This is a genomic window from Nonomuraea sp. H19 (assembly GCF_052068215.1).
Lineage (GTDB): Bacteria > Actinomycetota > Actinomycetes > Streptosporangiales > Streptosporangiaceae > Nonomuraea.
On the sequence record NZ_JBQHCV010000027.1, the window covers coordinates 146,850 to 165,462 of the forward strand.

General features: G+C 69.3%; 24 protein-coding genes and 1 pseudogene. 9 read left to right on the top strand and 16 right to left on the bottom strand.

The genetic code is table 11. The annotated features are described in order from the left end of the window. Positions 1–29: 29 nt before the first annotated feature. Both ACTMTI_RS44155 and ACTMTI_RS44160 read right to left on the bottom strand, forming a co-directional pair. A complete protein-coding gene (locus ACTMTI_RS44155; protein WP_441126808.1) occupies positions 30–1,283 on the bottom strand; it encodes a low temperature requirement protein A in 1,254 nt (417 codons plus the stop codon). A gap of 174 nt (positions 1,284–1,457) precedes the next feature. After that, entirely contained in the window at positions 1,458–1,586 is a 129-nt protein-coding gene (locus ACTMTI_RS44160; protein ID WP_441126809.1) for a hypothetical protein, read from the bottom strand. A gap of 228 nt (positions 1,587–1,814) precedes the next feature. Between ACTMTI_RS44160 and ACTMTI_RS44165 the strand changes: the two genes are divergently transcribed. Then, the gene (locus tag ACTMTI_RS44165) at positions 1,815–1,997 is read left to right on the top strand and encodes a hypothetical protein (RefSeq protein WP_441126810.1); all 183 of its coding nucleotides are present in this window, start codon (positions 1,815–1,817) and stop codon (positions 1,995–1,997) included. Positions 1,998–2,115: 118 nt separating this feature from the next. On the opposite strand, the gene ACTMTI_RS44170 is transcribed toward ACTMTI_RS44165, so the two are convergent. Beyond that, positions 2,116–2,289 carry a hypothetical protein gene (locus ACTMTI_RS44170; protein ID WP_441126811.1) on the bottom strand — a complete coding sequence of 58 codons (174 nt, stop codon included), beginning with the start codon at positions 2,287–2,289 and terminating at the stop codon, positions 2,116–2,118. Between the two features lie 108 nt (positions 2,290–2,397). Here ACTMTI_RS44170 and ACTMTI_RS44175 point away from each other — a divergent pair, with 108 nt between their 5' ends. The 4 genes from ACTMTI_RS44175 (at position 2,398) to ACTMTI_RS44190 (ending at position 6,679) form a co-directional block, all read left to right on the top strand. Then, positions 2,398–3,849 (top strand): alpha/beta fold hydrolase, encoded by a 1,452-nt coding sequence (locus ACTMTI_RS44175; protein WP_441126812.1) that lies wholly within the window; start codon positions 2,398–2,400, stop codon positions 3,847–3,849. A 110-nt stretch (positions 3,850–3,959) separates the two neighbouring features. Continuing rightward, on the top strand, positions 3,960–5,165 hold the full coding sequence (locus ACTMTI_RS44180; RefSeq protein ID WP_441126813.1) for a sensor histidine kinase: 1,206 nt from the start codon (positions 3,960–3,962) through the stop codon (positions 5,163–5,165). Further along, positions 5,162–5,809, top strand: a complete 648-nt coding sequence (locus ACTMTI_RS44185; RefSeq protein ID WP_441126814.1) for a response regulator — start codon at positions 5,162–5,164, stop codon at positions 5,807–5,809. The genes ACTMTI_RS44180 and ACTMTI_RS44185 overlap by 4 nt, the downstream gene beginning before the upstream one ends. A 120-nt stretch (positions 5,810–5,929) precedes the next feature. Continuing rightward, positions 5,930–6,679, top strand: coding sequence for a hypothetical protein (locus ACTMTI_RS44190; protein WP_441126815.1), 750 nt, complete (start codon positions 5,930–5,932; stop codon positions 6,677–6,679). Positions 6,680–6,793: 114 nt separating this feature from the next. Here the strand turns inward: ACTMTI_RS44190 and ACTMTI_RS44195 are convergent, their stop codons facing one another. The 5 genes from ACTMTI_RS44195 to ACTMTI_RS44215 all read right to left on the bottom strand — a co-directional run bounded on the left by ACTMTI_RS44195 (position 6,794) and on the right by ACTMTI_RS44215 (position 11,316). After that, positions 6,794–7,987 (bottom strand): FAD-dependent oxidoreductase, encoded by a 1,194-nt coding sequence (locus ACTMTI_RS44195; protein WP_441126816.1) that lies wholly within the window; start codon positions 7,985–7,987, stop codon positions 6,794–6,796. A 1-nt stretch (position 7,988) separates the two neighbouring features. Next, positions 7,989–8,543, bottom strand: coding sequence for a TetR/AcrR family transcriptional regulator (locus ACTMTI_RS44200; protein WP_441126817.1), 555 nt, complete (start codon positions 8,541–8,543; stop codon positions 7,989–7,991). Between the two features lie 231 nt (positions 8,544–8,774). Then, complete coding sequence (locus tag ACTMTI_RS44205; protein WP_441126818.1) at positions 8,775–9,221, bottom strand: FMN-binding protein; 447 nt, start codon at positions 9,219–9,221, stop codon at positions 8,775–8,777. 38 nt (positions 9,222–9,259) lie between these two features. Beyond that, positions 9,260–9,916 carry an FAD:protein FMN transferase gene (locus ACTMTI_RS44210; protein ID WP_441126819.1) on the bottom strand — a complete coding sequence of 219 codons (657 nt, stop codon included), beginning with the start codon at positions 9,914–9,916 and terminating at the stop codon, positions 9,260–9,262. Between the two features lie 167 nt (positions 9,917–10,083). Then, positions 10,084–11,316, bottom strand: coding sequence for an alpha/beta fold hydrolase (locus ACTMTI_RS44215; protein WP_441126820.1), 1,233 nt, complete (start codon positions 11,314–11,316; stop codon positions 10,084–10,086). Between the two features lie 207 nt (positions 11,317–11,523). Here ACTMTI_RS44215 and ACTMTI_RS44220 point away from each other — a divergent pair, with 207 nt between their 5' ends. Further along, positions 11,524–12,342, top strand: a complete 819-nt coding sequence (locus ACTMTI_RS44220; protein ID WP_441126821.1) for a class I SAM-dependent methyltransferase — start codon at positions 11,524–11,526, stop codon at positions 12,340–12,342. A 201-nt stretch (positions 12,343–12,543) separates the two neighbouring features. After that, positions 12,544–13,437 carry a hypothetical protein gene (locus ACTMTI_RS44225; protein ID WP_441126822.1) on the top strand — a complete coding sequence of 298 codons (894 nt, stop codon included), beginning with the start codon at positions 12,544–12,546 and terminating at the stop codon, positions 13,435–13,437. Here the strand turns inward: ACTMTI_RS44225 and ACTMTI_RS44230 are convergent. The 4 genes from ACTMTI_RS44230 to ACTMTI_RS44245 form a co-directional block, all read right to left on the bottom strand. After that, entirely contained in the window at positions 13,370–13,786 is a 417-nt protein-coding gene (locus ACTMTI_RS44230) for a hypothetical protein (protein WP_441126823.1), read from the bottom strand. The genes ACTMTI_RS44225 and ACTMTI_RS44230 overlap by 68 nt on opposite strands. Positions 13,787–13,990: 204 nt before the next feature. Continuing rightward, positions 13,991–14,272, bottom strand: coding sequence for a hypothetical protein (locus ACTMTI_RS44235; protein WP_441126824.1), 282 nt, complete (start codon positions 14,270–14,272; stop codon positions 13,991–13,993). Between the two features lie 323 nt (positions 14,273–14,595). Continuing rightward, positions 14,596–15,339: a DUF4389 domain-containing protein gene (locus ACTMTI_RS44240; RefSeq protein WP_441126825.1), complete on the bottom strand. Its 744-nt coding sequence runs from the start codon at positions 15,337–15,339 to the stop codon at positions 14,596–14,598. A gap of 229 nt (positions 15,340–15,568) precedes the next feature. Then, complete coding sequence (locus ACTMTI_RS44245) at positions 15,569–16,120, bottom strand: DUF5994 family protein (protein WP_441126826.1); 552 nt, start codon at positions 16,118–16,120, stop codon at positions 15,569–15,571. A gap of 252 nt (positions 16,121–16,372) precedes the next feature. Here ACTMTI_RS44245 and ACTMTI_RS44250 point away from each other — a divergent pair, with 252 nt between their 5' ends. Next, positions 16,373–16,525: a hypothetical protein gene (locus tag ACTMTI_RS44250; protein WP_441126827.1), complete on the top strand. Its 153-nt coding sequence runs from the start codon at positions 16,373–16,375 to the stop codon at positions 16,523–16,525. Positions 16,526–16,553: 28 nt separating this feature from the next. After that, positions 16,554–16,685, top strand: a pseudogene (locus ACTMTI_RS44255) (universal stress protein); the annotation flags it as partial. A 102-nt stretch (positions 16,686–16,787) separates the two neighbouring features. On the opposite strand, the gene ACTMTI_RS44260 reads toward ACTMTI_RS44255, so the two are convergent. The 4 genes from ACTMTI_RS44260 to ACTMTI_RS44275 all read right to left on the bottom strand — a co-directional run. Further along, on the bottom strand, positions 16,788–16,991 hold the full coding sequence (locus ACTMTI_RS44260) for a hypothetical protein (RefSeq protein ID WP_441126828.1): 204 nt from the start codon (positions 16,989–16,991) through the stop codon (positions 16,788–16,790). 6 nt (positions 16,992–16,997) lie between these two features. Continuing rightward, a complete protein-coding gene (locus tag ACTMTI_RS44265; RefSeq protein WP_441126829.1) occupies positions 16,998–17,678 on the bottom strand; it encodes a hypothetical protein in 681 nt (226 codons plus the stop codon). A gap of 55 nt (positions 17,679–17,733) precedes the next feature. Further along, the gene (locus ACTMTI_RS44270) at positions 17,734–18,018 is read right to left on the bottom strand and encodes a GlsB/YeaQ/YmgE family stress response membrane protein (RefSeq protein WP_441126830.1); all 285 of its coding nucleotides are present in this window, start codon (positions 18,016–18,018) and stop codon (positions 17,734–17,736) included. Positions 18,019–18,229: 211 nt separating this feature from the next. Continuing rightward, on the bottom strand, positions 18,230–18,613 hold a 384-nt coding region (locus ACTMTI_RS44275), incomplete at its 5' end, for a LysR substrate-binding domain-containing protein (RefSeq protein ID WP_441126831.1).

Genomic DNA, 18,613 nt, shown 5'->3' on the forward strand with positions numbered 1-18,613 from the left:
CGTGGTTTGTGACACGGCGGCGATCTGCTTTACGACTCACCCGGACCTGGGGATTGCGGGCCATGACGACCCGCTCCGGCGCGGGCCACAGCGGCTGCGGTCGCGATCGTGACGGCGACCAGCAGGACGCAGACGGCCGCGATCGCCGCGACCACGGCGGCCACACCGATCCAGAACGTCGCGAGCGGCAGCGACAGGATGACGGTGACGCAGCCCAATACTGCGGCGGGAGAGATGACGGGGTCTGTGACGACAGCCGCGTGCACCACCCAGAGGAGGGCGAGATACAAACCGACCGGGACGGCGACGGCGTAGCCGATTGCCAGCGGTGATGCCGCCACCTCGTGCCCGCTCTGCTCCACCGCCACTTCGAGCCCGGCGCCGAGGGCCGCCAGGGCGGCGAAGACGCCATAGTGGCCGTATCCCCACAGGTAGGACCGATGGCGGCGGTCACTGAGCCCTTCCCCCGCCTGTACGAGGAAGTAGAGCCACCAAAGAGCGAACAGCAGGACGAGGCCGCAGACGGCGATGACGACGAAGGGCCCGCTGACCTCGCCCGCTTCGAGCGCTCCTTCGACTCCCCTGCTCGCGGCCAGGACACTCTCACCGAGCAGAATGATCGTGAACAGGCCGTAGCGCTCGGCGATGTGGTGCGGGTGCCAGTTGGTGGGTCTGGCCCGTTCCGCCCACCGTGGCACCGCGAGTTCCAGGACGACCAGGCCGGCGAAGAACGGCAGTCCGGAGGATGCGGGCAGGGCGCCCGTTTCCGTGAGGAGCAATTGCAGGATCCATCCCATCTGCACGATGGTGATGCCGGCGGCGTAGCGCAGCGCGGTGCGGCGGCCGGCTTGGTGTTCGAGACCGGCACGCAGCCATTGGGCGACGAGCCCGATCCTCATGATGACGTAGCCCAGTGTGACGATCTCGTAGTCGGAGTGACCGGCCGCGGCGGGCACGCCGGCGGCGAGGACCAGCACGCCGGCCATCTGCACCATGGTCAGCAGCCGGTAGGGAACATCGTCGGTGTCGTAGGACGAGGCGAACCACGTGAAGTTCATCCACGCCCACCAGATCGCGAAGAACACCTGAAGGAACGGGACCAGCCCGGTGAGGCCATGACCGTCGGCGATGCTGTGCGCGAGCTGGGCGGTGACGGTCGCGACCGCGACCACGAAGGTGAGGTCGAACAGCAGCTCGAGCTGGCTCGAAGCGCGGTGCGGCTCATCGATGGCACGAGCGCCCATCCGGACGCGGATCCGGATTGTGGTAGTGGCTGGTGGCACGGTCTCGCTCCTGTCACTCCTCAACGTCCGGTCCGTCTGATAGACAGGGCGGCATCGCGATCTGTGACAACGCGGCACGAAGATCTCGTCACCTGCGCTTGCCGGGCTGCCGCCGTACCGGTTCGACGTCAGCGTCCGCTCGTCGCCGGTGCTCGGTCTGGTGGTCGCCGTCGATCAGCGCTCGGCCCGGCTGCGCCGCCGCATCGGCGCCTGGAAATCCGTGGGTCCCGAAGCGTCGATGATCACGCGGCGCAGATGCGGTCCTTGTGGCGTCACCATCTCCTTCAGGATGGCGATCTCCACATTTCGGCCGATCACGATGCCCCGGCCTTACCTAATCGGTGCTGATTCCCGTATGCCGCCCGGTCGCCATGACTGATTCGGCGGCGGTGCGCCTGCCCGTACGGTCGTGAGCAGCCCCCGGCACTGGAGGAAACATGACCGTGGAGCTGCAGCCGGTGGGAACCGTCGTCGGCGGGCGCACCGAGGCGTTCGACGACAACTGGCGAGCGCCGCCCGGTCGCCGAGGAGGTGGTCGCCTTCACCCACAAAATGACGAAGATCGCGGCAGTCGGCAGCGGCCCTCTTCGCTCCCTGCGCAACACCGCCCTGCGCGCGCTCGACTGGATCCCCGCGGTCCACCACACGATGGCCATGAACCTGTCCGAACTGGCGACAGCGCATCATGGCAGCCCATCGAGCCGAACCCGTTGATCACCATTGACCACGAAGGAGCGCTGTTGTGACCTGCCGGGCCATGGCCCCTCCGGCGACGGCCACGCGGCCATCGACGCCCTGGTCTCCTATCTTGCGCGGCTCCACGAGAAGGTCCTCACCGCGGCACGTCCTCGGCCGACACGTCGCGCTCACCGAAGCAGGCGGTCGGCGTCGCGGATGATGCGTGCCCGCCGGCGGCGGGTGGCGTGGGGATCAGCACGCGATACATCGCCGCGCCCACGACCATGTCGATGACCGCGCCAAGCGGACGGACGGTTGGCGGTGGCATCTGTGCATCAGGGAGTAGGCCTTGTGGCAGATGTGGCGGGAGGTGGCGCTGCCTAGCGTGTAGGGGCATCAGCGGCGCTTGCCGAAAGCCCTTTTGTGAGGATCTCCGATGACCTGGCCACGATCGGCCCTACTCGTTACGCCCTTGCTGCTGGCGCTGGGAGCGTCTCCCGCCGAAGCCGTCTCCGGTGCGGCTTCGGCAGCACCGGAGAGCAGCCTGGTCTGGTCTGCGTGCGGTCCAGGAACCGCAGCCGAGCTGAAATGCGCTGAACTGAAAGTCCCCGTCGACTGGGACGCTCCGAGCAAGGACACCATCACCCTCACCCTGGCTCGGGCAGCTGCGACCGGTGCGGGCCAGGCCGCCGGCACCGTCCTGTTCAACCCCGGCGGGCCAGGCGGGGCGGGCGTCCCGGCACTGTCCCGGTCGCTGTCCCACTTCGCGGGTCTGCGTGCCCGGATGAACATCGTCACCTGGAATCCGCGCGGCGGGCAGAGCGGCGAACACCTTCCTCTGACATCGTGTGCGACGGGGCCCGCCTTCGCCACTCCCGAGGACCGGCACGAGTACGAGCAGGCCGTCAAGGAGAGCGCGCGTGCGGTCGCCGCCTGCCGGGAGGCCGCCCCCAAGCTGTTCGCCCACATGGACTCCGCCAGTCAGGCGCGCGACATGGACGCCGTACGCGCCGCTCTGGGCGAGGAGAAGCTCTCCTTCCTGGGCAACTCCTACGGCGGCGTGCTCGGGACCTCCTACGCGCGGCTGTTCCCGCAGCGGGTGCGGGCCATGGCGCTGGACAGCGTGCCCAACCACGTGTCCTCGCTGGCCGAATCCGAGCGGCTCCAGTACGAGGGCCTGGAGAAGGTGTTCAGGCGTTTCGTCCGCTGGTGCACCGATTCTGCCGAGTGTGCGCTACGCGGTACCGACGCGGAGAAGGCCTGGCAGGACGTCCTGAAGCGGGCCGAGCGTGCCCCTCTTCGTGGCGCCGAAGCCGCCGGTGACCGCCGCTACGACGGTGACGATCTCAAGGCACTGGCCCAGACCCTGGTCCTGCGCGAGGCGAACTGGCCGGCGTTCGCCAAGGCCATCGCGACGGCCGCCGGCGGCGACTCCTCCGGTTTCGACCCGCGGGGACGCGGCCTGCCGCCACAACCGAGCGCCCTGCTGGCGGTGAGGTGCGCCGACGGATTCCGCTACGACGGCTACCGCGCCTACCGTGCGGCGGTGCGCCGTTCGGCGAAGACATCGCCGAACTTCTCCGGCGTACGGGAGAATGCCCACCTCGCGTGCTCTCCATGGACGGCGGCCGAGGTCACCAACCCGCCCGCGCGGCTGCCGGCCCGCGGCCTGCCGCCGTTGCTGGGCGTCGCGCCTGTCTACGAGTACGGTTCGGTACGCGCCGTCACCGGGCAGGTCCGCGGCTCGGTCACGATCGGTTACGACGGCATCGGCCACGGCCTGTATGTCAACCACGGTGACCCCTGCGTGATCGGGCACGTGGATCGGTACCTGATCGACGGCAAGCTGCCCGCTCCCGGCGCCACGTGCCCCGCTAGGCCGGCGTGATACTGGTCGCTGTGACAAGAGCATCGGCCCTGTGGTCCTTGCCCACCCGGAGCCCGGCCGCCTCTTGGCGCCGGGTCCCGGCAACGGGCCGCGACGCCCTGCTGGCATGCATGGCTGCGGCCCTCACGCTGGTGGTCTCGGCTCTGGAGGGCTGGTCACGCGGGCAGCCACCAGAGATCACCGACGCGGGCGCGATAGCCGCGTGGGCGGTCCCGATCGTCGCGGCGTGCGCCCCGCTGGCGGTGCGCCGGCGACTGCCGCTGACCGCGGTCGCCGCGTCGGCGGCGGTGGTGCTGGTGGTCAGCCTCGCGCTCGAGCGCGATGCCGGGATCTGGGTGCTGGGCCTGGCCGTCGCGTCGGCCGCCTACCATCGCCACCGGCTGCGGTTGGCTCTCCTGGCCGGCTCCATCGCCTGGGCGGCGGCGCTGGGAGTTCAAAGCGGGGCCGCCCCGGGCCTGGCGGCCATGTCCGTCTACGCGGTGGCCGGCGCGGCACCGGTCGCAGTCGGGTACGCCCTGCGGTTGCGGGCCGACCGAGCCGCGCAGGCCCAACGGCTACAACGCGCCCGGGAGGAGCGAGCGCGCGCGCAGGAGGCGGCGCGGATCGCCCGGGACGTCCACGACATCGTCGGCCACCACCTCAGTGCGATTCGGCTACAGGCGGTCGGCGCTCGACGGGCGCTGGGCGGTCGCGATCCCGAAGCGGACCGCGCGCTCGGCGGGATCGCCGGCCTGTCGGCCGAGGCGCTGGCCGAGATCCGGGCACTGCTGGCGACATTGGTACGGTCGGACACGGAAAACGAGGCGCACAGGCCAGGAATCGCCGACCTGGCCACGCTCGCAGAGCGCAGCGGCGGGTCGGAACTGGTGGTCGCCCTCGACGTCGACCCGCACCTCGACGGCGCCCTCAGCGCCGAGACCGAGCTCTGCGTCTACCGGATCGTCCAGGAGGCGCTGACCAACGCGGCGAGGCATTCCGCGGCCGGCTCGGCCTCGGTCAAGGTCCGCCCGGCCGGCGGCCGGATCACCGTCACCGTCGACGATCCCGGTCCGCCTCGCATCTCGCCCGGCCAGGACACGGGCGACGGCAGCGTTCTCGAGGGGGGACGCGGCCTGGCAGGGATGCGGGAACGCGTGGCCGCGCTCGGCGGACGTTGCCACGCCGGCCCGAACGGGCAAGTCGGCTGGAGGGTGCGCGCCGACCTGCCCCCGCACCCGCCGCAGGAAGGCGGGCCGGCGGCGAAGTCCCGCGGCGGCGAGGCCGGCCCTCAGACAGCCCCCGTGGACGATCGTCCTGCCGCCCGGGTGACCCGATGATCCGTCTCCTGATCGCCGACGACCAGCATCTCGCCCGGGAGGGCCTGCGACAGCTCCTCAGCGCTGATCCCGAGATCGCGTTTCTCGGCGCTGCACGCGACGGAGCCGAGCTGGTCGACATGGCGCGTGAGCTCCGGCCGGACGTGATACTCACGGACATCCGGATGCCCGGCACGGACGGAATCATCGCCATCCGCCGGTTGCTGGCCTTCGCACCGGACGTGCCCGTCATCGCGCTGACCACGTTCGACACCGACGAATACCTGTTCGGGGCGCTCGAAGCGGGCGCCGTGGGCTTCCTGCTGAAGGACGGTGACCCCGACCTCTACCTCACGGCGATCCGTGCCGCCCACCGTGGCCAAGGACTGATCGACCCGCAGGTCACCCGCAGGCTTGTACGCCGCTTCGCCACCCCACCGGTGCGGGGCGATGCTCTGGAGCTGACGGTCCGGGAAACGGAGGTCCTCCGCCTGGTCGCGTTGGGCCGGTCCAACGCCGAGATCGCCGAGGAACTGCGCATCGCCGCCGGCACGGTCAAGATCCACGTGTCGCGCGTCCTGTCCAAGATCGGCGTGCGTACCCGTGTCCAAGCCGCGATCCATGCCTACCGCTCAGGATTGGTGTCCTCCGATGAGGAGAAGTAAGAAGCCCTCTCGGCGCCGCCGGTGGGCGCCTGCTGCTGACCCACCTGGTGTCCCGCAGCGCCCAGAGACCCGTTCGGCGGGGCGGGATGATACGGAAACGTCAACGTATGGAGTGGTGTGATGAGTCGAAGGCGCAGGATGTGGCGGTGGCTGCCGGCCATGGCCGCAGGGTTGGTCGTGGCCGCGGTGGCCGGTGTCGCGGTGGCCTTCCCATCGGTCGCCGCCACGACCTGTCCCGGCTGTTACGGCATGCGACAGGTCAGGCCCGGCCTGTATGTGGAGCCCGGACTGCCGCCTGCGCGGGAGCGGCAGGTGGCCGAGGTGGTCGATGCGGCCGACCGCCGGGTGGCGGACTTCTACGGCGGACGCCGGAGCTCTCCCGACATCCTGGCCTGCGTGACCGCCACGTGCTACCAGAAGATCGGTGGTGGCGGAGAGCGTGGGATCGCCGTGCTGAACCGCGCGGTCATGCTGTCACCGAACGGCATCGATCCGGTGATCGCCTCACACGAGATGTCACACGTCGAGCTGCACGTCCGCCTGGGGTCCGATGCCGGGCCGATCCCGCAATGGTTCGACGAAGGACTGGCGGTCGTGGTCTCTGGCGACCCCCGCTATCTGAAGCCCGAGACGGCGACCGGCGACCGGTGCCTGGTGTCCACGCGGGAGGCACTGCCGCAGACGCTCGACGACTGGCTGCGCACCGCGAAAGCCGACCAGGACACGTATGCCAAGGCCGCATGCCGGGCCAGCCAGTGGCTCCAGGCGAACGGCGGTTCCCAGGCCGTCCTCGAACTGATCGAGCACATGGCCGGTGGTGGTGAGCTGCCCGCCTCCCTGGCGGCCGCGTCGCGTGGGGCTCCTTCGTGACCGTACGGAAGTCACCTGTCCTGAAGGGATTCGTCCAGGACGCTCAGCGGCTCGTGGCTCCAGTCACCGCCGTGCCGCGGGATTTTCCGTGGTCAACCGGCTGCTCGGCCGTGACTACGCGGCGATGTGTTCCGGGCGGGCGCCCATGCCGATGAAGCGGCCCATGAGGTGGCGCAGCTGCGGCAGTGCCCGGAACGCGGTGAAGATCGGGGGCACGTGTTGTGTCGTGTCGTCGGCCAGGTTCTTGGGGTAGAGGTCACGCAGGATGCCGAGCTGAAAGGCCTGGGTCACCCTCGCGGCGAGCTCTCTGCGTGACTGCACGCGGGCCAGGTCGGCTTCCCCGGGGACGGCGCCCCGGGCGAGAACGGGGCCCAGCAGGTTGGCGGTGGCTACCGCGTCCTGCACCGCCAGGTTGATGCCCACGCCTCCCGCGGGGGACATGGCGTGGGCGGCGTCACCGATGCACAGCAGCCCTGGCCGATGCCACTGGCGTAGCCGGTCGACCCGGACGGTCAGATGGTGCACCGCATCCCAGTCGTCGATCTGCCGGACGCGATCGCGCAGGGCGGGCGCCAGGCTCGCCACCCGTTCCTGGAACGCCGCCAGCCCGGCGGTCTTGAGCTCGGCGAAGGCGGCCGTCGGGATTGCGTAGGCGAGCTGCCAGTAGTCGCCGCGGTCAATGGAGATCAACGCTCCCTTGCCTCCTTGGAAGAAGGGCACTCGATCCTCTGTCCGGCGGGGCAGGTGGAACCACAGCACGTCCATGGGCGGCGAGTCGCTCGCGGGTGCCAGGTCCGCCCGCGCCCGGACGGTGGAGTGGCGGCCGTCCGCGCCGATCACCAGATCCGCCCGCACCTCCACGGGGCCGTCGGCGGTGTCTGCCAGGACACCTGCCACCCGTCCTCGCTCGGTCACCAGCTCCGTCGCCTCCGTGCGACGCAGGAGGCGGAAGGAGGGGTAGGCCACGGCCTTGCCGGCCAGGAAGTCCAGCACGTCCCACTGCGGCATGAACGCGATGTAGGGGCAGCGCACCTTCAACCGGCTGAAGTCGGCGAAGGTGACGTCCTTGCCGCCCATGTTGACCGTGACATCGGGCATCTTGGTGTGCGGAAGGCGGAGAAACTCCTCGATCCACCCCAGCTCGGCGATCAGCTCTAACGTGGAGGGGTGGACGGTGTCGCCGCGGAAGTCCCTGAGGAAGTCGGCGTGCTTCTCCAACACGATCACCTCCACGCCCTGGCGGGCCAGCAGCAGCCCGGCCATCATCCCCGCCGGGCCTCCGCCGACGACGCAGCACTGTGTACGCATCTCATCCTTCCTTCGGGAACAGCAGCTCGACCAGGCCTGCGACGTCGATGGGGGATCCCATCCGCCGGTTGACGGCCACGGTGGCGAACAGGGTCTTGGCCGCCGTGGTGGTGTCGTGCGCGCGAAGCTCTCCGGCGGCGACCCGCTCGGTCAGGAAGTCGCCGATCAACCGCTGGCCTTCGTTCACCAGCTTCGCCAGCGGCGCGCGCGCCTGGGCGGCGCTGAAGAACACCGCCATCAGGTCGGCGTGGCCGGCCAGCAGCCGATCGAACGCCTCCAGCAACTCGGTCAGCACCTCGGTGGCCGGGCGGGTGTCGTGATGTGCCGCCCGCAGCTCCCGCAGCCTGGGCAGGAAGCCCCGCTCCGACAGCAACGTCTCCACCATCGCTTCCTTGCTGTCGAAGTAGCGGTACAGCAGGCCGGGAGTCACTCCAGCCGCCTGCGCCAGATCCTTGACCGTGGCACCGTCCACACCCTTGTCGGCGAACACCCTCAGGGCCGCGTCCAGCAGTTGCTCCCGGCGCCACACCGCCTGCTCGCTCCGTGTCCTGGCCATCGCCCCATCCATTGAGTAAACGTTTATTCAACATAGCATCCGTTCACCGCACTGTGAAGCGTTCATGTTGTTGACCTCGATCCGAGCCTGCACAGGCTGCGCCGTCCGCGCCCCCGGGCCACGCCCCCGCTCGCACCCAAGACGTGCCGGCGGCCAGGCGGGCCTCCAAACGCCGTCGGGCGAGCATGACCGGATCGGCCTTGCTCGCCCGAGGCGCTGCTGCGACAACTGTCAGTTCGACGCTTCGCTCTTGATCCGTTGGATCGCGGCGTTGAACCCGTCGGGGGTGCCACTGGAACCCGCGACGCGGGACACCTTCACCTCGTCGATATTCCTACCGACGACGAGTGCCGGGATCGCGTCGGCGAACCGCTCCTGATACTCGCGTGAGGTCGGGTTCGTCGCGTGGGAAGTGACCTCGACGTCGGTGATCACATCGTCCACGAGGGTGACGAACACGCCGATGCTCGAGGGAAGGCTCCCGTACTGGCCGGTTGCGTTGTAGTCGCCGTCCGCGTAGGTGGAGTCCCGGCCGGAAGGTGGTCCCGAAGTGACGCGGCCACTGTTCGACACGGACGGCGGGCTCTCCACATCCGTGTCCGTGGTGGAGCAGCCGGCCATGGCCAGTGCGATGGAGATCCCGGCCACCGTCGTGATCCTTCTGCTCAGGGCTGTCATGCCTTTCCTCACCCTCCTGCGAAATCGATGGGCCGGCTTCACCGAGCGCACCCTCGGACGAACAGCTCGCCGTCGAAGTTGTGCGAGATCTCGGCGCGGCCGTCGGCGAACATCCGCACATAGGCGAACCGGAAGGTCTGCGCGAGCCGGTACGCCCCCGTGAAGAACAGCGCCGTCGCCAGTCCGTCGGCGAGCGCGGCGTCGTCGGCGACGACCCATGTGGCAACCACCTCCCGGGCCGGGACGCCCGTTCTGGCGTCGAGCACATGATGCAGCCCGTCGCCCCAGGCGCGCCTGGTCACCGCGGACGCGCACAGCGCGCGGTCCTTCACGTTGGACACGCCGATCACGAGCCGCGGATCGAACGGGTGCTCCAGCCCGACCCGGATGGCCGGCCCGCCCGATTGCCGCAGGTCGCCGCCGGCGTCCACGACGAACCGGGCGACGCCGGCCTCTCGCAGGATCGCCGAGACGATGTCAACGAGGTACCCCTTGCCCGCAGCTCCGACATCGATCACGAGCGGACGCCGCGTCAGGAGCGTCGTGCCGTCCCGGATGATGTCGGCCGCCCAGGTCGCTCGTCCCCGAGCGCGCTCCTCGGTGCGCACCGCGTCGCAGGCGGGTGTGAGCGAGTACGCCGGGTCGTAGCCGAGGAGCCCGATCTTCCGCCATGGATGGTGCTCCTTGCGTTCCATTGGTGTGCCGTACCAAGCCTGCTCTTCGCGGACGCATCCAGGCAGGCCGCATTGTGCCGGGGAGCCGCGTTCCCGGGTATGACAGGGCTCCCCACATGCCTGCCGCACCTCACAGCGCCGTCGCGGTCGGCCCTGGCCGGGCGCTCGGTGGCCGGACCGCGCCCGGCTCACCGATCGGCCGTGATCTCGGCCTGTGGCGGGCGCGCTGCCAGGAAGCGGCGGATCTCGGTAAGGAAGTGCGGCCACGCGGATTCGTCCGCGGTCAATATGTGGTTGCGGCTGGCCAGGAAGTGCAGCTCGCTGTCCGGGATGAGCGCGGCGAGCTCTTGTGCTTGGGATCGGGGCACGCGCAGGTCGTCGCGATTGTGCAGGATGAGGGTTGGGCATCGCACGTGCGGCGCCTGTGTGGAGACGTCGATGTGGGCGAAGACGTCGAGGAAGCGCACCACGTTCTCGGTCGAGGTCGTGGCGCGCTGCAGGTCGTTGAATGCGTCCCAGAGCTCGCGGTTTCCGTCCGGCAGGAACTGGCTTGCGAACACCTGGCGGAACGTGGGGTCGTCGTGGCGCCAGCCGATGCGACCGAGCTGTAGGTCCAGCGCGGCTTCCTCCCGCTCGTCGGCGGTCCGGGCCCTGGCGAGCCTGCCGCGGCAGTAGGCGCTCACGAGCACCAGCCGGGAGACTCGCTCCGGATGCCGCACCGCGTAGGCGATGGCGACCGCCCCGCCCTGCGACACGCCGAGCAACGGGAATCGGCCGAGGCCGGCGGCGTTCACGACGAGCTCGAGATCGTTGACCCACGCGTCGAAGCTGAAATCGGCGACCTCCCAGTCGGACAGACCGCATCCGCGCTCGTCGTAGCGGATCAGCCGGTGGTGGCGGGCCAGCCCGTCAAGCCAGTGCGCCCAGATCGGGCTGGACCATTCCAGGTCGAGGTGGGTGAGCCAGTTCGCCGCCCTGACCAGCGGCGAACCAGTTCCGGAGATCGCGTAAGCCACGCGCACGCCGTCCGGCGAGACGCAGTATCGGATCTGCTGTGGCGGCCGGACGATGCCCGGTTCATCGACGGTGTCGGTGGCGTCAACGGTGCCGTCGTCAAGCTCGGCCACCTCGGCCACGAACCGGTAGCCGATCCCGTGCACGGTGGCGATGACCCGCTGCTGGTTCCCGTCATCGCCGAGAGCCCGGCGGAGCATCTTCACTCTGCTGGTGAGCGCTGAGTCGCTGATGTACCGGCCGCCCCACACCGCGTCCAGCAGTTCCGTCTTGGCGACCACCCGGTGACGGTGCTGGATCAGGTGCGTAAGGAGGGCGAACACCTGCGGTTCGACGTGCACCACGGCGCCACCGCGCCGGAGCTCGAACTGGCGCGGATCGACCTGACAGTCCTCGAACCGATACACCTTCCCACCCTCGGGATTCGACGGCGATGCCCTTGAAGGGGGGCTTTGTCAGTTCTCGTTCAGAGGAGGACGGACGTTGCGGTCCGGGGTCTCCTCACAATCTCCACGGCATCGCCATCATCCCCCCAAGCGTCGCCGCTGACTAGGGACGATGCTGAGCGTTGGACACGCCGGAAATGCGGCGCGCCGAGGGCAGGAGCGGCGGACATGACCACGGACACCACCTACCTGCTCGGCCACGATCCGGCCGAACTGGCGCGGCTGGAACAACAGGCCCGGATGCTCGCGCCTGCGACGAGGACCGTGCTCGAGCTCGCGGGCATCGCGCCGGGTATGCGCGTGCTCGACCTGAGCACCGGCGCGGGAGACGTCGCCTTCCAGGTCGCCGAGCTGGTGGGTCCGACCGGCTCGGTCATCGGGATCGACCAGTCGGTGAAGGCGCTGGCCTTCGCCGCGCACCGCACCGAGCAGCGAGCCCTGGCCAACGTGTCGTTCATCCACGACGACCTGCACACGGTCCCGGTGACCGGGGAGTTCGACGCGGTGGTCGGCCGGCTGGTCCTGCTCTACCTGCCCGACCCGGAGAACGTCCTGCGCCGGTTCGCCGGCCTCGTGCGCACGGGCGGGGTCGTCGCGGTGATGGAGTACGAGATGACCGCCGCCGGGACGCTGCCGCCGACCACGCTGAGCGAGCAGGTCACCTTCTGGATCGCCGAGTCGTTCCGGCGCGCCGGCCTGGACGCGAGCCTCGGCGCCCGCCTGGCACAGGTGATGCGGCACGCGGGGTTCAATGGGGCCACGGTGCTCGGAGTGCAGGGCTACTGCGAGGCCGGCGACCGCGACGCGGCCCGGATGGCGGCAGGGATCATCCGAACCCTGCTGCCCGTACTGGAGAAGACCGGCGTGGCGACGCCGGAGGAGGTGGACATCGACACGCTCGAGGACCGCATCGCGCGGGACTGCGTACACCACGACGTGATCTTCAAGCTCCCGACGCTGGTCGGCGCGTGGGCTCGAGTGGCCTGAGGAAAGCGACCTGACCGGTGTCGGGCCGCTGCTGATCGTGCGCGGGCGGAGGGCCTGCGTGGTTGGCCAAGGCGGCCGGCAGGCGTGCCTGGCGCCGCCGGACGACATCAACGCCAGGTGAGTGATGGCGTGGAAAGACCGCGTCGTCGATGCGCAGCCGTTCCAGCTACGGGGGTTAGTGCCGACATGTATCCATCCACCTTGGCCGCGCCACCGCGCCACCTGGCCGTGGCGCAGCCGCCACGCAATCTGCTGACCGACCCGGCCGGCCTGTTCGCCGAGCTGGCCCGGCTGAGCCTGCCGCGCGGCCACTACGTGGTGTGCGGCTCAGCCGCCCTGTACGTACGCGGCCTGCGCGCCCGCATGGGCGACCTGGACGTGCTGGCCCGCGGGGCGGCCTGGGACGTGGTGCTGTCCCTCGGCATCGCTCCCACCGCGGCCCCGTCCCACCACGGCCAGGTCATCCACCACCCCACTCTCGCCATCGAATTCGTCGACCGCTGGACCCCCGGCTGGCCCACCGACGACCTCATCGACTCGGCCGACCTGATCGACGGCTTCCCCGTCATGCGCCTGGGCGACGTCCTGGCCTGGAAGGAACACGCCCATCGCCTCAAAGACCAGCCTGACATCACCGCCATCCACAAACTGCAACGCCTCTGGACGGCCGTACCTGCTCTCGCCGGGGCGGTCGAACGAGCCGCACGACCGGTGACACCGCGCCAACCACCCGCACCACCGCGATCGTTCACCGGACGCGCCCGCCCGCTCGCCGCGTTCAGCGAAGCCCTCCATGCGCCATCCGACCCGCGCGGCACCGCGGCGATCTCAGCGATCAGTGGCTACCGCGCCGCGCTGGTCGAGTTGCTGGCCGATCCTGGCCAGTTCGCCCTGGAAATCGACCACGCCGAGGGCCTGATCGGGCAGATCGAGGACGTGCTCGACGCGGCCGGCTGGGACATCACCCGCCGGATCACCGGCGGGCTCTGCATGTCGGACATCCCTGGGAAGAATTCTCCCGATGCGCTTAGAACACGTCGTGGTAGCTGCCGCAGCCGCTGTTCCTCGTGTTCCCCTCGCACACGCGAACCTTGAAGTCGCGCTTGAAGCGGATCGCCTCGAAGTGACGGCGGCTGTCGTCGGACCGGTACACGTTCCTGTGGAAGTTGCCACTGCTGTCGTAGTACTTGAACCAGACGTAGCTGTAGTCGCCGTCGCCGTTGTGACGGTCGCCCAGGTCTCCGGAGAAGTAGTAGTCGCCGCCGCGCTTCTGCCAGTGGCCCCTGAAGTACGACTCGTGTTGGACGTCCTCGGAGCCGTTGGAATAGTAGGGACCGAAGAAGTGCTTAGGCCCGGCCTGGACGTTCTGTGCCTGAGTGGCGGTCGCGGTGTCGGCCTGGGCCGCGGGCGCCGCCACGGCCCCGGCGAGCAGCGCTCCGGCCACAGCGGTGCCGGCGAGAAGGTTGCGAATATGGATGGTGTCCCCCTGGTTCCCCGTACCGGACCGGGACTCTCGGTGGGCCCCTTTGTTGTCCGATACCGCTGACGTTAGGGAAACGCCCTCCGGCCTTCTGTGCATAAATACACAAAGAGTATTAGTACACAGAGCCTTACTTTTGCTGGTCGCCCGCCTGCTGGCCGGTGCCGCTCAGTCGAGAAGGTGCGCCCCGGCATCGTGCAGGGTGATGCCGTAACCGCCCGGCGCGTCGCCGGGAGGCGTCCGCTCTTTCGTCGCGGCGATCGCCTTGAAGCGGGTGTCGCGGGTCGGGCCGTCGCCGACGAGGTGGCCGCGCAGGTGGCCGGCTCGGTCGTACACGTCCCAGCGGCCGGCCCCCACCTGCGGCATGGAGTCGGGGTTGTCCTTGAGCCACTGCGCGTTGGCCGCATGATCGGGCCGCTCGCCGGCCTCATTCGGCTGGGCGGGCGCCATGACGGCATGGTCTCCGGTTGTGCGAGCACTACTCATGTCGCGTCTCGCTCTCAGATTGTGGCCGGCGCCCCCCGAGATATCGGAGGAACGCTCTCAGCCTAGGTACACATGTTATGACCCGGATCGAACTCATCCCGACGCCCTTGGCTGTCGCGTGTGGCTGGACGTGGCGGCGCCCTGGCCCGGACCCTTCATGAACGGCCGCAGATACGGGACGATGGGGCGCCGGCTGGATCACCGAAAGGGTCATCACCACGTGACGCCGGGCAGGCCCCCGCCGGCAAGCTGATGCCCCCGCGATCCTTTGGGCGCCCCCGAAGTGATCAGCCGCCGAAGCCGGAGTGGACGGCAGGCCCTCTGCTCGGGGCGGCAGGGTCGTCTCCGCCGAGATCGAGGCGGAAGGGCGGGTATTGGTCGGTCATCAGAGCGGTGTAGCCGGCCACCCGCAGTCCCCAGCGGTTCAGGCCGAGGATGAAGTCGAACAATGGCCGCGGGTATTGGCCAGTGACCGCGAGCACGATCCCGGCGACCAGGACGAGCAGTGCGACCAGACCGCCGCCGCCCCAGGTCCATACGTCGCCGCCGGCCTGCCAGCTGAACCAGGCGCTGCCGCTGAACAGGATCCCGACGATCAGGAGGTGCGGGATGGCCAGGAGCCACTTCACCAGGACGAGACCGCGGTGGAGGCGCGGTGGGTACTCGACGGTCAGTCCCGCCGGGTAGTCGGGAATCTCCCGCAGCGCGAACGGCGGGTAGCGGTCGGTGCCGAGCGCGTTGTAGGCGTAGTAGCCCACTCGCCAGCTCCACCGCATGACGCCGACGTTGAAGTCGAAGATCGACCGCGGATATCGGCCGCTGATCACGATTGCGACCAGCGCGACGAGGCTGAGCAGGCAGAAGGCGATCCACAACGGGATCAATATCAGCACATGCGGCACGATCAGCAGCCACTTCACCAGCCACAGCCAGCGTGACAGGGGACGGTCCTGCTGGGCGCGCACCTGGATGGGGTACGGCCGGACCTCGGGTGTGGGGGCTCGCGTGGTGAACGGGGTTGTCGAACTCATGGTCGTTTCCTCTCTCGCCAGAGTCGGAGGAGGGCAGGGATCGCACGACCTCTGCCGTGGTGCGCCTCACACGCCGCCGACGCCTATCCCTCGGCGTGGCCTGGTTGCGTGTGCTCGTTCTCCGAGCGGATGAACGTACGCAGCGTCGAGAGGCCGGACCATGTCCGCCTTTCGCCGGGAGCCGGTGACCGGCGGCCGGCGGCCGGCGGGAACGGCGCTCGGCGCAGGGTCAGGTGGCGGCGGGTTGTGCGGGCATGCGATCGGTGCCGTGGCCGCCCTCGTTCTCCCAGGAGGCTGAGCCGTCTTGGCCGGGTGTGCCCTCGCCTGGGACGGCGGGGCGGAGGATGTCCCTGGGATGGATGCCGACCGTGCCTGCGGCGGCGAGCGTGAGGGCGGCCGCGGCGGGCCCGTTGGCGGTGCCGGATGGGATGACCAGCAGGGTAATAGGCGCGGAGCCCGTGATGCTCAGGGTGATCAGATTCGGGTCGGCGCTGCGGAACCAACCCACTCGGATGTCGCGGCCACGGGCTGGGATGCGGCGCGGGATGTGGTCCCATGCGTCCAGATACAGGCCGACACGGAGGACGGCTCTGTCGAGCCGTTGGTCGACGGCCGAGATGAGGGCGGGCAGCTCGGCGGCGGCGTCGCGGGTGTGGGGCCACCATGCGCCGTCGACGGTGCCTCTCCGGTCCAGGACGGGATTCAGGCTGAGCCGGAGTGCGAACTGGGCCGTGGGGCCGGCAGCGGCGCTGGGCGGTGCGGACGGAGACAGGAGTGTCATCGTTGCCTGGCCTATTCAGGCCCTAGAGAAGGGCCGAAAGTCGTCTATCGCCGCGGGCGACGCCAACCTGTATGCCAACGCACGAAATGTCCTCGGTATTTTTATTTTACCTCATTCTGTCGTCGTCAACAGCATCGGCACAGTTATCGATTGCGGTGATAACCGGGCCGATAATTGCTTGTTTCCTTTCTTGATCCAGCAGCGGAGAGGCTGATTCAGGCCGCGTCGCCGCGGGTCATCAAGGGCTGGGTCATGCTCTATTTCGGCCGCGCCACCGGAAACCAGTACCTGGAATCGAAAGTCAGGAGTTTTCAAGCGCTGACCGGGGCCGCCGCCAACGGCCTCCACGGCAAACCCCGGTTGCCGGCCCCATGGGGCCGGCATATTGCCGGGATCCAGCAATGAGCAATGGATGGAACAAACTGAAGGGGCCATGACTCGTGTCATTGTGGCGGGCGTCGACGGTTCGGCCGCTGCGACCGTGGCCGTCGAGTGGGCGGCCGACGACGCCGCACGCGCGGGGGCCCGGCTGCGCATCGTCCACGCCGTGGACCGCTCGCCGTACGAGACCGCGAGATTCCCCGCCCTTCGGCTGGGTCATGCCGTCGGCCGCAGCGCAGGATTCGCCCGCTATGTAAAAACCCCGGCCTGGCGGCCATCAGGGCGGTTAGTCGGCCGAATCGCTGTGGAGCAGAGGCTCGGACGGTACCGGCGATGCGGAGGGCCGGGCCACCGGGCCGAAAACGAGCTTGTCAGACGGTGGCGGCAGCCGGACCTTGCCGTCATTGTCGCGCTTCAGAACGAGCTTGGGCCAGAGCGGCGGCAGGTCGGCTGTGCCGTCGAGGCATTCGTTGTCGCTGTGCGTGTCCATGTCGAGTCACCTTTTTCGCGAGCCGTTTCGGGAGTCGCCCTGGGGCGCTGGTTGGTTGTCGTGGGTTTGGCCGGCGGGTTGAGGGTGGTGGTGTTCGTCGCTGTTGTCGAGGAGTTCCTGGAACAGGACGTGGTAGTGCACCATGGCCTGCCGCAGGTCCTCGGTGGAGGCATCGTCTTGGGCAATGCGCCAGCTGATCTCGTGGGCCTGGTGGTAGCGGCGCAGCATACGGCCGTACACCGCCGGCAGTTCCGCTTGCCGCTGTTCGAAGTCATCGGTGGGATATCCGCGCTCGGCCATGACGGCCGAGATCAGCCGATCGGCCTCACGTACCGCAAATCCTGGCGCGTCGGCGAACTGCTCCTGGAGCGTGGCCCAGCGCTCGGCGTAGGACCGGCTGTTGCTGGGAGGCCTGCGGCCGCGGCTTTGCCTGGCCTCGTAGCCTGGCGAATCTGCCGGGCTGGGTGGCGGTCTGTCGTCGATGACATCCTGGCGGCTGCGGACTGTCGACCGGCTCCAGCGTGACCTGTTGCGCAGCAGCAGGGACAGCAGGAGGCCGAGGGCGCCGCCGAGCATCAGGATGACACCCGCGATGCGCAGGTCGAAGCCGCCCACCGAGCCGTCGGCCAGGGCGAAGGTGAGGATGGCGCCGACCGTGATGACCGCGATGGCTCCGCCGATGGGCATCACGCATCACTTCTGCCCCGGCAGGAGCGTGAACTCCCGGGGGTGCTGGGCGGGGTCATCGGCGGCCGGCCCGGCGGCCCGGACGCCGGCCGGTGATCAGGTTGTAGGCGAGCAGCAGGACTGCCGCGCCGGCGATGGCGCAGAGCCAGGTGGACAGGTGGAAGAACCCCTGGATGCCAGAGACGTTCAACACCTCGGTGGCCACGAAGCCGCCCAGCAGCGCCCCGGCGATGCCGAGCGCGAAAGTGATGATCAAACCTTGCTGGTCTTTGCCGGGGACCAGCGTTCTGGCCACTGCCCCGGCGACCAGTCCGAGGATGATCCAAGCGATGATGCCCATGGCCGAACTCCTTTGGCGGTGCATCGACGTCTGCACGGGATCGGTCCTCTGGACCGGTCGAAGCAGGGGCCTGCCGCCGCAGGATTTCCGGCGCCGACGGTCGAACTCGTTCACCTCCAGCCGACACCCATGCGCGCCGTACGGACACAGGCGATCCGGGAAGAACCCATCTCCAGAACCGATCACCGGGGCAAAGACGAGCGCCGGCGCATCAGACAGGCTCATCGCTGGGAGTGGTGGCTGTCGGAGCACCTTTGCTGGGCGTTGGCCCCGTGGGCCGGACGGCGGGTTCCAACCAGCCGAGCCGCTCGGCGAGGTGCCGGGCGCTGTTGATGACAGCGGCGATGTGGGGGGACGGGTTAGCCTCGTGCCACAACAGTGACCACGGGTAGTGCGTGGTGGGTTCGATCAGGGGCCGCCAGGTGGTGCCCGGCCGGTTGGAGGTGCGGAAGGAGGAGGGGATGCAGTGCACGCAGCGGTTCTGGAGGACGAGGTCGGCGGCGGCGCGGGTGCTCTCGACGGTTCCCTCGTAGATGGTGGGCGCGAAGCCGGCCGAGCGGCACAGCGCGATGACGAACTGGTTGAGCTCCGGGGT

Bases quoted from the DNA above. Each gene is read 5' to 3' on its own strand.
- ACTMTI_RS44260 (WP_441126828.1), bottom strand. From the start codon at position 16,991: ATGGACACGCACAGCGACAACGAATGCCTCGACGGCACAGCCGACCTG.
- ACTMTI_RS44245 (WP_441126826.1), bottom strand. From the start codon at position 16,120: ATGACACTCCTGTCTCCGTCCGCACCGCCCAGCGCCGCTGCCGGCCCC.
- ACTMTI_RS44170 (WP_441126811.1), bottom strand. From the start codon at position 2,289: ATGCCACCGCCAACCGTCCGTCCGCTTGGCGCGGTCATCGACATGGTC.
- ACTMTI_RS44250 (WP_441126827.1), top strand. From the start codon at position 16,373: ATGCTCTATTTCGGCCGCGCCACCGGAAACCAGTACCTGGAATCGAAA.
- ACTMTI_RS44200 (WP_441126817.1), bottom strand. From the start codon at position 8,543: ATGGCCAGGACACGGAGCGAGCAGGCGGTGTGGCGCCGGGAGCAACTG.
- ACTMTI_RS44270 (WP_441126830.1), bottom strand. From the start codon at position 18,018: ATGGGCATCATCGCTTGGATCATCCTCGGACTGGTCGCCGGGGCAGTG.
- ACTMTI_RS44175 (WP_441126812.1), top strand. From the start codon at position 2,398: ATGACCTGGCCACGATCGGCCCTACTCGTTACGCCCTTGCTGCTGGCG.
- ACTMTI_RS44220 (WP_441126821.1), top strand. From the start codon at position 11,524: ATGACCACGGACACCACCTACCTGCTCGGCCACGATCCGGCCGAACTG.
- ACTMTI_RS44235 (WP_441126824.1), bottom strand. From the start codon at position 14,272: ATGGCGCCCGCCCAGCCGAATGAGGCCGGCGAGCGGCCCGATCATGCG.
- ACTMTI_RS44205 (WP_441126818.1), bottom strand. From the start codon at position 9,221: ATGACAGCCCTGAGCAGAAGGATCACGACGGTGGCCGGGATCTCCATC.
- ACTMTI_RS44190 (WP_441126815.1), top strand. From the start codon at position 5,930: ATGAGTCGAAGGCGCAGGATGTGGCGGTGGCTGCCGGCCATGGCCGCA.
- ACTMTI_RS44195 (WP_441126816.1), bottom strand. From the start codon at position 7,987: ATGCGTACACAGTGCTGCGTCGTCGGCGGAGGCCCGGCGGGGATGATG.
- ACTMTI_RS44265 (WP_441126829.1), bottom strand. From the start codon at position 17,678: ATGCCCATCGGCGGAGCCATCGCGGTCATCACGGTCGGCGCCATCCTC.
- ACTMTI_RS44180 (WP_441126813.1), top strand. From the start codon at position 3,960: ATGGCTGCGGCCCTCACGCTGGTGGTCTCGGCTCTGGAGGGCTGGTCA.
- ACTMTI_RS44185 (WP_441126814.1), top strand. From the start codon at position 5,162: ATGATCCGTCTCCTGATCGCCGACGACCAGCATCTCGCCCGGGAGGGC.
- ACTMTI_RS44240 (WP_441126825.1), bottom strand. From the start codon at position 15,339: ATGAGTTCGACAACCCCGTTCACCACGCGAGCCCCCACACCCGAGGTC.
- ACTMTI_RS44210 (WP_441126819.1), bottom strand. From the start codon at position 9,916: ATGGAACGCAAGGAGCACCATCCATGGCGGAAGATCGGGCTCCTCGGC.